Annotated in this window: 15 protein-coding genes; 6 read left to right on the forward strand and 9 right to left on the reverse strand. The window is 68.9% G+C overall.

Annotated elements, in window-relative coordinates:
- Positions 1–113 precede the first annotated feature (113 nt).
- Genes RZE79_RS09690 through RZE79_RS09705 form a run of 4 tightly spaced genes read right to left on the reverse strand, consistent with a single transcriptional unit; the run spans position 114 to position 3996 of the window.
- Positions 114–731, reverse strand: coding sequence for a molecular chaperone TorD family protein (locus RZE79_RS09690; RefSeq protein WP_319360219.1), 618 nt, complete (start codon positions 729–731; stop codon positions 114–116).
- Entirely contained in the window at positions 728–2806 is a 2079-nt protein-coding gene (locus RZE79_RS09695) for a 4Fe-4S dicluster domain-containing protein (protein ID WP_319361137.1), read from the reverse strand. Before RZE79_RS09695 ends, RZE79_RS09690 begins: the two co-directional genes overlap by 4 nt.
- Positions 2766–3401 carry a DUF3306 domain-containing protein gene (locus RZE79_RS09700; protein WP_319361139.1) on the reverse strand — a complete coding sequence of 212 codons (636 nt, stop codon included), beginning with the start codon at positions 3399–3401 and terminating at the stop codon, positions 2766–2768. The genes RZE79_RS09695 and RZE79_RS09700 overlap by 41 nt, the downstream gene beginning before the upstream one ends.
- Positions 3394–3996: a DUF3305 domain-containing protein gene (locus tag RZE79_RS09705; RefSeq protein ID WP_319360220.1), complete on the reverse strand. Its 603-nt coding sequence runs from the start codon at positions 3994–3996 to the stop codon at positions 3394–3396. Before RZE79_RS09705 ends, RZE79_RS09700 begins: the two co-directional genes overlap by 8 nt.
- Positions 3997–4102: 106 nt before the next feature.
- Between RZE79_RS09705 and RZE79_RS09710 the strand changes: the two genes are divergently transcribed.
- The gene (locus RZE79_RS09710; RefSeq protein WP_319360221.1) at positions 4103–5041 is read left to right on the forward strand and encodes a formate dehydrogenase accessory sulfurtransferase FdhD; all 939 of its coding nucleotides are present in this window, start codon (positions 4103–4105) and stop codon (positions 5039–5041) included.
- A gap of 14 nt (positions 5042–5055) precedes the next feature.
- Here the strand turns inward: RZE79_RS09710 and RZE79_RS09715 are convergent, their stop codons facing one another.
- Together RZE79_RS09715 and RZE79_RS09720 are read right to left on the reverse strand one after the other, a co-directional pair.
- Positions 5056–6078 (reverse strand): alpha/beta hydrolase, encoded by a 1023-nt coding sequence (locus tag RZE79_RS09715; RefSeq protein WP_319360222.1) that lies wholly within the window; start codon positions 6076–6078, stop codon positions 5056–5058.
- A gap of 370 nt (positions 6079–6448) precedes the next feature.
- Entirely contained in the window at positions 6449–7189 is a 741-nt protein-coding gene (locus tag RZE79_RS09720; protein WP_192195878.1) for a response regulator, read from the reverse strand.
- Positions 7190–7382: 193 nt separating this feature from the next.
- Here RZE79_RS09720 and RZE79_RS09725 point away from each other — a divergent pair, with 193 nt between their 5' ends.
- From RZE79_RS09725 to RZE79_RS09735, 3 genes are read left to right on the forward strand one after another with little or no spacing between them, the layout of a single operon-like run.
- Complete coding sequence (locus RZE79_RS09725) at positions 7383–7802, forward strand: organic hydroperoxide resistance protein (protein WP_319360224.1); 420 nt, start codon at positions 7383–7385, stop codon at positions 7800–7802.
- A gap of 48 nt (positions 7803–7850) precedes the next feature.
- A complete protein-coding gene (locus tag RZE79_RS09730; protein WP_319360226.1) occupies positions 7851–9215 on the forward strand; it encodes an ATP-binding protein in 1365 nt (454 codons plus the stop codon).
- A gap of 27 nt (positions 9216–9242) precedes the next feature.
- Positions 9243–11003, forward strand: coding sequence for a cytochrome c biogenesis protein DipZ (locus tag RZE79_RS09735; protein WP_319360227.1), 1761 nt, complete (start codon positions 9243–9245; stop codon positions 11001–11003).
- Between the two features lie 12 nt (positions 11004–11015).
- On the opposite strand, the gene RZE79_RS09740 is transcribed toward RZE79_RS09735, so the two are convergent.
- The 3 genes from RZE79_RS09740 to RZE79_RS09750 are packed head-to-tail and all read right to left on the reverse strand — an operon-like array spanning position 11016 to position 11718.
- Entirely contained in the window at positions 11016–11267 is a 252-nt protein-coding gene (locus RZE79_RS09740; RefSeq protein ID WP_319360228.1) for a hypothetical protein, read from the reverse strand.
- 10 nt (positions 11268–11277) lie between these two features.
- Positions 11278–11523 (reverse strand): hypothetical protein, encoded by a 246-nt coding sequence (locus RZE79_RS09745; RefSeq protein ID WP_319360230.1) that lies wholly within the window; start codon positions 11521–11523, stop codon positions 11278–11280.
- 9 nt (positions 11524–11532) lie between these two features.
- Positions 11533–11718, reverse strand: coding sequence for a hypothetical protein (locus RZE79_RS09750; RefSeq protein ID WP_319360231.1), 186 nt, complete (start codon positions 11716–11718; stop codon positions 11533–11535).
- Positions 11719–11922: 204 nt separating this feature from the next.
- Here RZE79_RS09750 and RZE79_RS09755 point away from each other — a divergent pair, with 204 nt between their 5' ends.
- Both RZE79_RS09755 and RZE79_RS09760 read left to right on the forward strand, forming a co-directional pair.
- A complete protein-coding gene (locus tag RZE79_RS09755) occupies positions 11923–12873 on the forward strand; it encodes a LysR family transcriptional regulator (RefSeq protein ID WP_153285244.1) in 951 nt (316 codons plus the stop codon).
- A 156-nt stretch (positions 12874–13029) separates the two neighbouring features.
- A complete protein-coding gene (locus RZE79_RS09760) occupies positions 13030–13539 on the forward strand; it encodes a hydroxyquinol 1,2-dioxygenase (RefSeq protein WP_319360232.1) in 510 nt (169 codons plus the stop codon).
- Positions 13540–13562 lie beyond the last annotated feature (23 nt).

The raw sequence follows: 13562 nt of genomic DNA on the forward strand, positions 1-13562 counted from the left end.
GGAGTGGCTGGGCGCGACGAGAGAGGGGAAACCCGGTCGGCCTTGTGGATACTAGACCAGCAACAAGGTGTGAGCAACCTGAATACCCCTTGCATTGGTTCGTTCACACCTTCTCAGTCCAGCATGTCGAAGGCCTGCGCCTCGACATCGCCGAACGCGCGCGTGAAGACGGCAAGGGCCGCGTAGAACCGGGCCTGCGGATGCTGCGACACCGCATCGCAGAGCGCGGGCAGCCAGGGCTGGATGTGTTTGGAAAAAAGGGCCTGCTGCTGCGTGAGGTTGGCCACCGCCACGTCGTCGCCGGCGATCAGGTAGCGCATGACTTCGAACAGGCAGGCGATGTGATCCTCGGTCTCGTAGGTGGTCTCGGTGCGCGCCAGCCCCAGCCGGTCGAGGTCGTTGCGCAGCTGCACGAGCGGCTTGTCGTTGAGAAAACCGCTCAGGTAGTGCGAGCCGAACAGCAGCACCTCGGGCTTGCCGATGCCGCCGAAGAGCGCGTCGTATTCCTCGTATGCGGCCGCTGCGCTGGTGTCGCGCGCGATGCCGACCAGCTGGCGCCACGGTTCTTCCAGAAAGGCGCCCGCGGCCGGCGCCTCGGTGGGCGCGACCTGGAAGGCTTCGAGCAACGCGGCATCGGGTGCGGCGTACCAGAGCCGCGCCAGCAGGCCGTAGAGCTCGGCCCGGGCCACCTCCTCGTCGAGTGCGGACGTGGCGGGAAAGGTCTGGCTCATAGCGGGGCGATCTTCACTTCGTTGGTGGCGCTGTACAGGTCGATGACGCGGCAGTCGCTGCACATCTTGAGGCGCTCCAGCGCTTCGCCCTGGAACATCGCATGCCCGGCCAGCTTGCCGAGCATGGCCTCGATGGCTTTCTGCGTGCCGAAGGGTTTGCTGCAGCGGATGCAGGCCCAGGGCTTGGCCTCGTTCAGCAGCACCTGCTGCTTGCGCTCGGGCGCGGCCAGCAGGCGCGGCACGAGCGAAACGGCGTCTTCAGGGCAGGTGATTTCGCACAGGCCGCACTGCACGCAGTTCTTCTCGATGAAGCGCAGCTGCGGCGCGCTTTGGCTGTCCAGCAGTGCACCCGACGGGCAGGCGCTCACGCAGGCCAGGCACAGCGTGCACTTGTCCTTGTCGACCGCGATGGCGCCCAGCGGCGATCCGGTCGGCAGCGCGAAAGCCAGCGGCGCATCGCCGGGCGTCTGCAGGGCAGGGGCCGCGCCCATCAGGTGATCGAGCGTCATCTCGAGCCGGTCGCGCTTGTCGGCGCCGACGGCGAAACGGGCGGCCGTGGCCGGCACGCGTTGCGTGGTCGTGCGCAAGCCGGCCAGCGCGGCGTCCAGCACGGCGGGCGCGTCGGCCTCGATCACGTGAAAGTGCGTGCCTGTGTATCCCAGGCCCAGCAACAGCGCCTGAGCCACGTTCATCTGCTGCTTGAGCGCGGCGAGGTACTGCGGCGCTTCTTCGCCCGTGCACAGCACCGCGACCTGCGAGGCTCCGAAGGAAATCGCGCTGAGCCACAGGTCGATGCCGGTGCTGGCCGCATGAAAGAGGTCGACCGGGATCACACGCGCCGGCACGCCCTGGGCCTTGCCCAGTTGCGCCTGCCGCCCGAGTTGTTCGAGCAGCGCCTGGCCGCCTTCCTGGCTGTGCAGCAGCAGCGCGGCATCGCGCCCGCCGGCCGTGGCATAGGTGCCGAGCAGCTTGCGCAGCTTGAGGCCCTGGTCGGGCGCGCGCGGGTAGGTGTAGCCCAGTGCGCCCGTCGGGCACACCGTGGTGCAGGCGCCGCAGCCGACGCACAGGTTCGGGTTGACCACGATGCGCTGGCGTTGCGGGTCGCTGCTCACGGCGTGGGCCGAGCACACGTCGACGCAGGCGTTGCAGCCGACCACCTCGTTGCGGCTGTGCGCGCAGAGCTTCTGCTTGTAGTCGAAGAACTTGGGCTTTTCGAATTCGCCGACCAGCTCGCGCAGGCGCAGCAAGGTCTGCAGGCCCTCGGCCTGCGCGACGCCGCCGGGCAGGTGGAAGTAGCCCTGCGGCGGCGCGTGCCAGTCGATCTGCGGCGCGGCGCCGAGGTCGAGCACGAGGTCGAAGGCCGCATCGAGCGCCTGGGCCTCGCGGCTGAAGTTGATGGCGCCGGCCACGCTGCAGGCGCGCTCGCAGTCGCGGTGCGAGGTGCAGCGCGCGTTGTCGATCTGGTAGTCCAGCCCGATGGCCTGCTCGGGGCAGGCGACCACGCAGGCGTTGCAGCGGGTGCACAGGTCGAGGTCGATCGCGTTGTCGCGCGTCCAGCGCAGCGTGAAGGCGCCGAGCCAGCCTTTGAGCGAATCGATGCGCCCGGCAATCACCGGCCAGCGGCGCGCCTGTGCGCCACCGGCCGCACCGGGGCCCTGTGCGAGCAGGGTGACGTCGAGCGTGTCGCCGACCAGCGCCGCGGCGCGTTCGGCGGCGTCGAGCGGGCCGATGATCAGCAGCCGGCCCTGGCTGGTGTAGGTCACGGTCGAGACGGGGTCGGGCTCGGGCAGGCTGGCGGCGGCGAGCAGCGCGGCGATCTTCGGCATCGCGCTCTTGGCGTCGCGGCTCCAGCCGCCCGTCTCGCGGATGTTGATGAAGCGGATCGGCGAGGTGGCGTTGGGCGTCTGCGTGGCGAGTTCGCCGAAGAGCCTTTTTTCCTGGGTGCAGGCGACCACGACGTCGTCGCCGGACTGGATGGCGCGCTGGAAAGAGGTCGCCTCGCGGCGGCACAGCGACGAATGCAGCGGAAGAGTTTCAGCCAGTGCCGCGCCGAGCGTCTTCGGCTCGAGCGGCATCGTCTGGTTGCAGTCGCAAATCAGCGTGGTGGTCATCGGTTTCTTGGCTGGCGGGTTGCATCGGTGCAACCGGCGGGCTGGGAAGCGTTGCGGGATCCTGGGACTGTGCCACGTCCGTCGCCTCGATGGCGTCGGGGGTTTCAGGGGGAATGTCTTCGGTGGCTTCGGCGTCTTTGGGCTCTTCGTCGAAGAGCTTGAGGAACTTGGCGCTGGCCATCTGGCGCAGCACGCTCTCGGGCACGGGGGTGGACTGGGAATAGTCGTCGACGTAGGTGTCGAGGCCGTCCATCACATTGAAATGCGGATCGGTAAAGAGCTTGCGGAAGGCCGCGTTCTTGACCTCGGGCGCCACCTGCTTCGTGAGGAAGGGCGTGTAGTCGGACTCGAGGCCCAGCGCGTCCACGTCCGCAAGGGTCAACGGCGGCGCGGCGTCCGGGTCGGCTTCGGGCGGCAGGGCGGCCGGCGCCGCAACGAGGGCGGGCGACGGCACAGGTTCGTCTGCCGGCGGTGCCTTTTCTTTCTCTTCCACGACGGCCTCGGCCGCGCGCACTTCCTGCTTGCGGCGCGACCAGCGTCCGAGAAAACCCTCAGACATCGCCCGCACCCCGTCCGCGTTTTTTCTCGGTCGACACGCTCGCGGCGTTGCCGAAACGGTCGACCAGCGAGCGGAAGCTCTCGGGCCGCCGGCGGCGCTTGGGCTCGACCACGTAGTGCTCGTCGACGAAGGCGCGCACCCAGTCGACCACCTCGGCGGGGGCCGGCACCTGCTCGACGGTTTCCTGCGCATCGAGCCAGCGCCCCGCCTCGTAGTAGCTCAGCGTGACCACGACCGGGCGCGGAATGGGTTCCGTGGACAGCGTCGCCTCCTCGTCCATGCGCCACAGCACGAACCAGCACGGCGTCGGCGTGATCGCATTGAGGTGATAGCCCTCGGCCTCGTCGCGGAACAGCTCGACCTTGAAGCCGGGGTGCAGCCACTGCTGCGCGCCGCCGTCGTCGCGCAGCAGGCGCGGTTCGGTGCCGAAGCCGGGCTCGTCGGGCTGCACGCTGTCGAGCGTCCAGCGCCAGGGCTGCCAGTGGCTCGACGGGCCATGCAGGCGTTCGCGGCGCATGACCACCGCGACGTCGAGCGTCGGGCGGCCCGTGGGCGCGGTCGCTGGCGCGGTCGCAGGGGTGTCCGAGGAGAGCATGGGCCGAACCATAGCCGATGGCACGCGGGTCTGCGCGCAGTACCCCTCGATCGCCGACGCGAAAACCCGGGCATGCCGCGGCAGCGCGGTGTCGTAGCATTCCTGCATGGCCCCATCCGATGAAGACGAAGCAGACGACGCGAACGAAGCACCGCTGGCTTTCGACGCCGTGGCGCTGCCCCGGCGCGCCGACGCGCCGCGCCTGAACCCGGCGCGTGGCCCGCTGCTGCGCCGCATCGAAATCGTCGACCAGCACGGCGAGCGCCGCGACATCGACATCCCGGCGGAGCGGCCGTTGACCGTCTTCGTCGACAAGCGCGAACTCGTGACGCTCATGACCCTGGGCGCTGCGCCCGAACTGCTGGTGCTGGGCTACCTGCTCAACCAGAACCTGGTGCAGCGCGCCGGCGACGTCGAGAGCATCGACGTCGACTGGAGCGTGGAGGCGGCGGCGGTGAAAACGCACGCCGGCATCACCAACCTTGCTGAAAAAACCGCGCACCGGGTCGTGACCACGGGCTGTGGACAAGGCACCGTGTTCGGCGATGCCATGGCCCAGATCGGCGCCCTGCGGCTGCCGACGGCGCAGTCGGCCCGCATCGCGCAGGGCACGCTGCTGCGCATTCTCGAACTCATGAAATCGCGCCACAGCGTGCACCGGCATGCGGGCTCGGTGCATGGGTGTGCGCTGTTCCGCGGCACCGAGATGCTGGTGTTCGTGGAAGACGTCGGCCGGCACAACGCCATCGATTCCATTGCCGGCTGGATGGCGGTGCATGGCATCGACGGCGGCGACAAGGTTTTCTACACCACGGGCCGGCTGACCAGCGAGATGGTGATGAAGTCGGCCCACATGGGCGTGCCGATCATCGTCTCGCGCAACGGCGTCACCGCGATGGGGCACGAGCTGGCCAGCAAGCTCGGCATGACCTTGTTCGGCCGCGCCGCCAACCGCCACTTCCTGTGCTACTGCGGGTTCGAACGCTTCGACGCCGAGCCGCAAGCGAACGCGCAGGTACAGGCGCAGGCACTCACTGCCGACTGAGGGGCGTGCGCGGCTTACCCGCGCGCTACGTCGATCACCGCCTTCGCAAACGCCTCGGGCGCTTCCTGCGGCAGGTTGTGGCCGATGCCGCCGCTGACCAGCCGGTGCTCGTAACGGCCCGAGAATTTCTTCGCGTACGCGCTCGGCTGCGGATGCGGCGCGCCGTTGGCGTCGCCTTCGAGCGTGATGGTGGGCACGCCGATCACCGGCGCTTGGGCGAGCCGGTTCTCCAGCGCCTGGTACTTCGCCTCACCCTCGGCCAGGCCGAGGCGCCAGCGGTAGTTGTGCACGGTGATCGCCACGTGGTCGGGGTTCTCGAAGGCCACGGCGCTGCGCTCGAAGGTGGCGGCATCGAAGTTCCACTTCGGCGAGGCGATCTGCCAGATGAGCTTGGCGAAGTCGTGGCGGTTCTTCTCGTAGCCCGCGCGGCCGCGTTCGGTCGCGAAGTAGTACTGGTACCACCACTGCAGCTCGGCTGCGGGCGGCAGCGGTGCCTTGCCGGCTTCCTGGCTGCCGATGAGGTAGCCGCTGACCGACACCAGCGCCTTCACGCGCTCGGGCCACAGCGCGGCCATGATGCATGCGGTGCGCGCGCCCCAGTCGCAGCCGGCGACGGTGGCGACGGGGATCTTCAGCGCATCCATCAGCGCGATGATGTCGACGGCCACCGCCGACTGCTGCCCGTTGCGCGGCGTGTCGGCCGACAAAAAGCGCGTGGTGCGGTAGCCGCGCAGGTACGGCACGATGACGCGAAAGCCCGCCGCCGCAAGCTGCGGTGCAACGTCGACGAACATGTGGATGTCGTAAGGCCAGCCGTGCAGAAGAATCACCGGCGCGCCGTCGGCCGGGCCGGCTTCGTAATAGCCGATGCGCAGGGTGCCGGCGTCGATGCTCTTCAGGGGCTCGAGGCGCTTCGTGCTGCTGGTGCTGGCGGATTGGGCGAAGGCGGGAACGATCGACGTGAGCTGCGTGGCGGCGAGGCCGAGCGCGGCCTTGCCGATGAACGAACGGCGCGGCAGCAAGGGGGATGCGGTCATGGAAATCTCCTGGGATTCGAAGGGGTTGACGGCGCGATTGTTCGGCGCGAAGTCCGCTCCCTGACCGGCTTGTGTATGCCTCTGTATCCGCGCCGGTTTCGGCCACACTAAATTTCAATCGCAGGCGCGCGGGGCGGCCTCAACGCAACGTGGTGTGTCGATTCCAGGTGGAGATACACAGGCATACGCAATGGCCGTTGTGCGGGGAACAGGCAGCCAACAATCCGCCCGTCATCCACTCATCGCCCGAAGGAAACCCCCATGACGCACTCTCGCGGATTCAAGAAGCTTTGGTTTGCACTGCTGTTCTTCGCGGGCGGGTTCGCGCACGAGCTGCGCCACCCGACCCAGTGCCAGAGCGTGGCGTCGGTCAGTCTCTCGCTTCGACCGCAGAAGCGAGCACGTAGCCTTCGCTGCGCACGGTCTTGATGTAGCGGGGCTCGCGCGCATCGTCGCGCAGGCGCTGGCGCAGCCGGCTCACGAGCAGGTCGATGGAGCGCTCGAAGAGCTCGGCTTCGCGCCCCTGCGTCAGGCTCAGCAGCTGGTCGCGGCTGAGCACCTTCTGCGGGTGGTCGAGGAACACGCGCAGCAGCCGGTACTCGGCGCCGCTCAGCGCCACCATCACGCCGGCGTCGTCGATCAGGTGGCGCGCCACCGTGTCGACCTGCCACTCCCCGAACCCCAGCTTCTGCGAGGGCTCGACGGCGCCCATGTTCGGCGGCAGCATGCGCGTGCGGCGCATCACGGCGCGGATGCGCGCCAGCAGCTCGCGCGCGGAAAAGGGCTTGGCCAGGTAGTCGTCGGCGCCCATCTCCAGGCCCAGGATGCGGTCGGCTTCCTCGCTGCGCGCGGTCAGCATGAGGATGGGCGTGGCCTTGTACTTGCCGGTGCGCAGGTCGCGGCACAGCGTGAGCCCGTCTTCGCCGGGCAGCATCAGGTCCAGGATGATCAGGTCGAAAGGCCCCGACGCCTCGAGCGCGGCGCGCATGTGGCGCCCGGTCGGCACCGCGACCACGCGCAGGCCGTTCTTCACCAGGTAGGTGGTGAGCAGTTCGCGGATGTCCCGGTCGTCGTCGACGATGAGGATGTGGTCGGAGGTCTTGGGCGTCATGGCAGGGTGGGCGGTGGCGGCACGGCGCCGCAGCCGCAATGTAGCGTTCCGGCGGGGTGCAGGGGGGCGCCGTTGGAAACGTAGTGTGTGGGTTTCCGGCGCAGATACACAGGCATACAAAAGGCGGCGGGGCAGGGGGAAAGCGGCCCAACAATCCGTCCGTTTTCAACCCTCCTGCACCCAAGGAACCTTCATGACCCGCATCGACAAAGTCCTCTACACCGGCAAGACCCGCACCTCCTCGGGAGGCCGCGACGGCGAGGCGCGCAGCTCGGACGGCCGCCTGGACATCAAGCTCTCGTCGCCCGGCAGCGCCGGCACCGGCACCAACCCCGAGCAGCTGTTCGCGGCCGGCTGGTCGGCCTGCTTCATCGGCGCGATGGGCAAGGCCGCCGGCAAGATGAAGGTCGCGCTGCCGCCCGATCTGGCCGTCGATGCCGAGGTCGACCTGGGCACGGCGGGCGGCGACTACTTCCTGCAGGCACGCCTGAACGTGAGCCTGCCGGGCCTGGACCGCGAGGTGGCGCAGGCCCTCACGGAGGCAGCGCACCAGACCTGCCCCTATTCCAAGGCAACCCGAGGCAACATCGACGTTGCCATCCACCTGGTGTGAGCCCGCTGCGCTGACGCATCGCCACGCCGCCTACCGACGAAGCTGTTCATGTCCACTTCCGCGAACCCTGTTGCGAACCCCTCCGGCACCGCGCCGCGCTGGCGCCGGCTGCTGCCCGGCTCGCTGTATGCCCGCGTGACGCTGATCATCGTGGTGGGCCTGGCGATCGCGCAGCTGCTCACCTTCGCGGCGATCCGCTACGAGCGGAACATGGCGCTTCGCGAGCTGATGATGATCGGCATCGAGCGCGACATCGCGAGCTCGGTCGCCATCCTCGACCGGCTCCCCGCGGCGGAGCGCGCCGGGTGGCTCGACAGGCTGGAGCGGCGCAACTACCGCTTCGTGCTGGGCGGCAATGCGCAGGGCGGCGCGCCCGCCTCGGAGGCTTCGCAGCAGTTTGCGGCGGCCATCGTCGATGCGATGCGCCCGTTCCCCGTCGTCAAGGTCGGCGAGGTGGCCTGGCCGCCCGAAGGCCTGCAGATCGAGGTGCGGCTGGGCGACGGGTCGTCCGTGGTCGTGCACGCCATGCGCGTGGGCATGCCGGTGTCGGGCTGGGTGATGTGGCTGCTGGTCGGCCAATTGCTGGTGCTGGCCGTGTGCGCCTGGATCGCAGTGCGGCTGGTGACACGGCCGCTCGCGCAGCTGTCCGCCGCGGCCGACCAGCTCGGCCCCGACCTGAAGAGCCGCACGCTGGCGGAAGAGGGCCCGACCGAAGTGGCGCACGCGGCGCGCGCCTTCAACGCCATGCAGCAGCGCATCGCGGGCTACATGTCGGAGCGCGTGGAAATCCTGGCGGCCATTTCGCACGACCTGCAGACGCCCATCACACGGATGCACCTGCGCACCGACCTGATGGACGACACGCACGACCGCGAGAAATTCCGCCAGGATTTGGACGCGATGAACGCGCTGGTGCGCGAAGGCGTGACCTATGCGCGCACGCTCCACGGCGCCACCGAGCCGCCGCTGCGCATCGACGCCGATGCGCTGTTCGAAAGCATGGTGGCCGACTACGAAGACGTGGGCCAGCAGGTGCGGCTCGAAGGCCGGGCCGGCGCGCCGATCGTGAGCCGACCGAACGCGCTGCGCCGCATCCTCATGAACCTGATCGACAACGCGCTGAAGTTCGGCACCGACGTCACGCTGCGCGTGCAGGCCGAAGGCGAGGGCGGCCGCCTCGTGGTGAGCGTGCGCGACAACGGCCCGGGCATTCCGCCCGACGAACTCGACGCGGTGCTCAAGCCCTTCTACCGGGTCGAGAGTTCGCGCAACCGCAGCACCGGCGGCACGGGCCTGGGCCTGGCCATTGCGCACCAGCTGGCCATGGCCATGGGCGCCGAACTCACGCTGCATAACCGCGCCGAAGGCGGGCTCGAGGCGCGGCTGGCGTTGGCCGCCGCGCCCGCCCGCTGACCCCCAACCGATATCCCTCACACCACCATGCTCATCCTCTTCATCGCCTACCTGGGCGGGGTGCTCACGATCCTGAGCCCCTGCATCCTGCCGGTGCTGCCGTTCGTGTTCGCACGCGCCGACCGTCCGTTCCGCTCGCACGGCCTGCCGATGCTCGCCGGCATGGCGCTGGCTTTTGCCGTGGTCGCCACGCTGGCCGCAGTGGGCGGTGGCTGGATCGTCACGCTCAACGAATACGGGCGCTATGCCGCGATGGCCTTGCTCGCGCTGTTCGGTGCGACGCTGCTGTTCCCGCGCGTGGCCGAGCGCCTGAGCCGGCCGCTGGTGGCGCTGGGCCTGCGCATGTCCGAGGGGCCGCAGGCCTCGGTGTTTTCGCCGCTGTGGCTGGGCGTGGGCACGGGCCTGCTCTGGGCGCCGTGCGCGGGGCCGATCCTCGGACTGATCCTCACGGGCGCGGCGCTCAACGGCGCGAGCGTCGGCACCTCGCTGCTGCTGCTCGCCTATGCGGCCGGTGCGTGCACCTCGCTCGCGGTGGCGCTGCTGTCGGGCGGCCGGCTGCTCGCGGTGTTGAAGCGCACGCTGCCGACTGGCGAAGGGGTGCGGCGCATCGCCGGCGCGGCGGTGCTGGCGGGCGTGGGCGCCATCGCGCTGAGGCTGGACACCGGATTGCTCGCGCGCCTGTCGCTGGGCACCACGTCGACCCTGGAGCAGGCGCTGGTCGACACGCTCCGCAAAGACACGCCGCAGGCGCAACGCGCAGACACCGGCTTCCTGCGCGTCTCGGACGCTCGCCCGGCGTCGGTGCCCGTGCACAACCTCCGCGTCGAAGGCCGCCTGCCGTCGCTGGCGGGTGCGACCGAATGGATCAACTCGGCGCCGCTCACGCCCGAGGCCTTGCGCGGCAAGGTCGTGCTGATCGACTTCTGGACCTATTCGTGCATCAACTGCCTGCGCACGCTGCCTTACGTGCGCGCGTGGGCCGACAAGTACAAGGACGCTGGTCTGGTCGTTCTCGGCGTGCATGCGCCGGAGTTCGCGTTCGAGAAGAACCCGGCCAATGTGCGCAAGGCCGTGAAAGACCTCGGCATCGGGTTCCCGGTGGCGCTGGACAATGACTTTGCCATCTGGCGCGGCTTCGACAACCAGGCTTGGCCGGCGTTCTATTTCGTCGATGCGCAGGGGCGCATCCGCCATCACCAGTTCGGCGAGAACCGCTACGACAAGGCCGAGCAGGTCATCCAGCAGCTGCTGGCCGAGGCCGGACAGGCCCAGGTCGCCGGTGGATTGGTGGCGCCGCTGGGGCAGGGCACGCAAGCCGCGCCCGGCGCCGAGCCGGCGCAGTCCGGCGAAACCTACCTGGGCCATGCGCGCGCGCACGGCTTTGCGTCGCCCGGTGGCATCGTTCGCGACCGCGCGAAGGCCTACGACCCCGCGGCTTCATCGCTGCGCACCAACCAATGGGCACTGGGCGGCGACTGGACCGTGGAGGCCGAGCGTGCCGTGCTGAACCACGCCAACGGCCGCATCGCGTACCGCTTCAAAGCGCGCGACCTGCATCTGGTGCTGGGGCCGATGGCCGACGGAAAACCGGTCCGCTTCACGGTGCGGGTCGACGGCCAGCCGCCGCTGGCGGACCACGGCGCCGACACCGATGCCCAGGGCCACGGCGTGGTCGATGCGCAGAAGCTGTACCAGCTGGTGCGGCAGTCGGGTGGCGGCAGGGAGCGCCTGTTCGAGATCGAGTTTCTCGACGCCGGCGCGCAGGCCTACGCGTTCACCTTCGGCTGAGCGCGGCCGATGTCAGGGCGCGACGCGCGCTGCGTTGACGGCCCGGCAGGTGTCGATCTCCTGGCGCGTGGACAGCGCAAAGCAGCGGGCGTCCGCCTCGCGCGCCACGGCTTCGCGCAGCTGGCGTTCCTGCGCGGTTTCCACCTGCAGCTCGACGAGCCACTTCATGAGCAGCGCCATCACGACCAGCAGCACGACCGAGGCCGCGAGCAGGGTCGTGCGCCAGCTCTGGACGCGGAAGACGGAAGCGTTGGACGTGCTCATGCAGCTGCCCTCAGCGCGACAGCTGCGGAAAGATCCAGACGCTCATGCCGAGCACCACGCCCGCGCCCAGCGACATGGCCGCCGCGGTCGCGAAGAGACAGGCCACGGCCAGGCTCGGCACCATCACCGACATGCTCAGGAAGGCGATGGCGACGAGCACGTAGGCCAGCACGGGCAGCAGCGCGATGCCGACCGGCCGTGCGTTGCCGGTCGGCAGTTCGTCGGGCGTCATGTCCCGCAGAAACGGGTTCAGCATCGCGGGCGATCAGCAGTTGCCCTTCTTGGCCTGGCCCGGCGGGCAGAAGTTGCCGCCCTTGTGCGCGGGCCCGGGCTCCGCACGCGGTGGCGCGTGGTGGTGCACACAGGCGCTCGTGAGAACGGATGCCGCCAGCGCGAGCATCACGGTGATCGTGGATTTGGTGGATTTGGTGGATTTGGTGAATCGGGTCATGGGAACTCCCTGCTGTGATTTCTTGTGCACCTCGGGTGCCTGAGGGCTGAACAATAGTCGCCGAATTAACGATCTCACATGGAAATGCTCACATTTGTGAGCGAATTGAGAGGGGCGCGGCCAATCTCTCTGCAGGATTGCGCAGTACTTCACACCCGTGCGCCCGACCGGCCGCCGCCGCGGACCCGCTACAGTGCATGCCCCATGGACCGCCTCGAGAACATAGAGACCTTCGTGCGGGTCGCGCAGACCCAGAGTTTTGCCGAGGCCGCGCGCCAGTTGCGGGTGTCGAAGTCGGTGGTGACCAGCCGCGTGAAGCAGCTCGAAGACCATGTCGGCGCGCCGCTGTTCCACCGCAGCACGCGCGTGGTCCGGCTCAGCGATGTGGGGCAGGCCTTCCTGCGCGACTGCGTCGAGCTGGTCGGCCGGGCGAACGACATCATGGACCAGATGCGCGACGCCAAGGACGGGCCCACCGGCACGCTGCGCGTGCATGCGCTCACCGGCTTCGTGCTGGGGCATTTCGCCACGCTGCTGCGGGCCTTCCAGGTGAGCTTTCCGGACATCCACCTCGAGCTCATCGTGAGCGACGCGGTGGTCGATCCGGTGAAGGCGGGCGTCGATTGCGCGCTGCAGATCTTTCCGGCGGCCTCGACCGAGCTGGTGTCGCGCCCGCTGTTCCCGGTGCGCCGCGTGTTCTGCGCCACGCCCGAGTACCTGGGCGCCCACGGGCGGCCCGCGAGCCCCCGCGAGCTGCACAAGCACACGCTCGGCCTGTACTCCGGCTACCCCACGCGCGACCGCTGGACCTTTCACCACGCCGGTGAGCACGTCACGATGTACATGAGCGCCGCGCTGCTCACCAACAGCGTCCACCTGCTGCGCGAGTACGCCATGGAGCACGCCGGCATCGTCTGCCTGCCGACGCTGGTGGCGGGCGAGGCGATCCTGCGCGGCGACCTGGAGGTGGTGCTGCCGGCGCACCAGCTGTCGTCGTTCTCGCTGAGCGCGGTGTACGCGGGCACCTCGCGCAATGCGTTCAAGCTGCGGCTGTTCATCGAGCACCTGACCCATGCGTTCTCGAAGGTGCCGCCGTGGGACGCGGCCATGATCGAACGCGGCCTGCTGCCGCCGGGCCTGATCTGGGACGCCTGACGCGAACGCCGTCCGTTCCTGGGTAAACCCTGTGCATTGAACGGATTTGCCGAACAATGCGGCCCGCGTTTCGGGCCTACCGCTGTAGCCCTTCGTTTCCTACAGTGCACACATCGCAGCCGCCACGCTGCACCGTCGGCACTTCAGGAGACACCCATGACCGTCGCATACCAGACCCGCTTCGGGTCCCTCAAGCATTTCGAGAAGGGCCACGTCGAGCCGATCGACGACGACGTGCGCCACTACGCGTTCTCCAACTGCTTCGAGATCGCCAGCATCAGCAAGCCCTACGAGAAGGTCGTGTTCGGCCAGAACCAGATCTACGTGCTGGAAACGCTGCGCGCCGAAGGCACCTCGCCCTGGTACACGAGCGCACATGACGAGTTCGCGCTGGTGATGGACGGCGAGGTCGAAGTGCACCTCGTGCAGCTCGATGCGGCCCAGGCCGTGGCCGACACCGAGAAGAACGGCGCCGTCTTCGTGAAGGGCGAACCCCAGGGCAAGAAGATGGGCTGGATGAAGCTCTCGCGCGGCCACCAGGGCCTGCTGCCGAAGAACACGGCCTACCAGTTCCGCGTGGCCGGCGATCCCGGCGTGATCGTGCTGCAGACATGTAAAGGCGACCTCTCGGTAGAGAAGTGGGCCGATATCTGCCAGACGCACTGAACCCGCCATCCAGGAGCCACACC

The sequence above is a fragment of the Variovorax sp. EBFNA2 genome, assembly GCF_033802765.1.
In the GTDB taxonomy this organism is placed as follows: domain Bacteria; phylum Pseudomonadota; class Gammaproteobacteria; order Burkholderiales; family Burkholderiaceae_C; genus Variovorax; species Variovorax paradoxus_H.

Bases quoted from the DNA above. Each gene is read 5' to 3' on its own strand.
- RZE79_RS09690 (WP_319360219.1), bottom strand. From the start codon at position 731: ATGAGCCAGACCTTTCCCGCCACGTCCGCACTCGACGAGGAGGTGGCC.
- RZE79_RS09695 (WP_319361137.1), bottom strand. From the start codon at position 2,806: ATGCCGCTCGAGCCGAAGACGCTCGGCGCGGCACTGGCTGAAACTCTT.
- RZE79_RS09700 (WP_319361139.1), bottom strand. From the start codon at position 3,401: ATGTCTGAGGGTTTTCTCGGACGCTGGTCGCGCCGCAAGCAGGAAGTG.
- RZE79_RS09705 (WP_319360220.1), bottom strand. From the start codon at position 3,996: ATGCTCTCCTCGGACACCCCTGCGACCGCGCCAGCGACCGCGCCCACG.
- RZE79_RS09710 (WP_319360221.1), top strand. From the start codon at position 4,103: ATGGCCCCATCCGATGAAGACGAAGCAGACGACGCGAACGAAGCACCG.
- RZE79_RS09715 (WP_319360222.1), bottom strand. From the start codon at position 6,078: ATGACCGCATCCCCCTTGCTGCCGCGCCGTTCGTTCATCGGCAAGGCC.
- RZE79_RS09720 (WP_192195878.1), bottom strand. From the start codon at position 7,189: ATGACGCCCAAGACCTCCGACCACATCCTCATCGTCGACGACGACCGG.
- RZE79_RS09725 (WP_319360224.1), top strand. From the start codon at position 7,383: ATGACCCGCATCGACAAAGTCCTCTACACCGGCAAGACCCGCACCTCC.
- RZE79_RS09730 (WP_319360226.1), top strand. From the start codon at position 7,851: ATGTCCACTTCCGCGAACCCTGTTGCGAACCCCTCCGGCACCGCGCCG.
- RZE79_RS09735 (WP_319360227.1), top strand. From the start codon at position 9,243: ATGCTCATCCTCTTCATCGCCTACCTGGGCGGGGTGCTCACGATCCTG.
- RZE79_RS09740 (WP_319360228.1), bottom strand. From the start codon at position 11,267: ATGAGCACGTCCAACGCTTCCGTCTTCCGCGTCCAGAGCTGGCGCACG.
- RZE79_RS09745 (WP_319360230.1), bottom strand. From the start codon at position 11,523: ATGCTGAACCCGTTTCTGCGGGACATGACGCCCGACGAACTGCCGACC.
- RZE79_RS09750 (WP_319360231.1), bottom strand. From the start codon at position 11,718: ATGACCCGATTCACCAAATCCACCAAATCCACCAAATCCACGATCACC.
- RZE79_RS09755 (WP_153285244.1), top strand. From the start codon at position 11,923: ATGGACCGCCTCGAGAACATAGAGACCTTCGTGCGGGTCGCGCAGACC.
- RZE79_RS09760 (WP_319360232.1), top strand. From the start codon at position 13,030: ATGACCGTCGCATACCAGACCCGCTTCGGGTCCCTCAAGCATTTCGAG.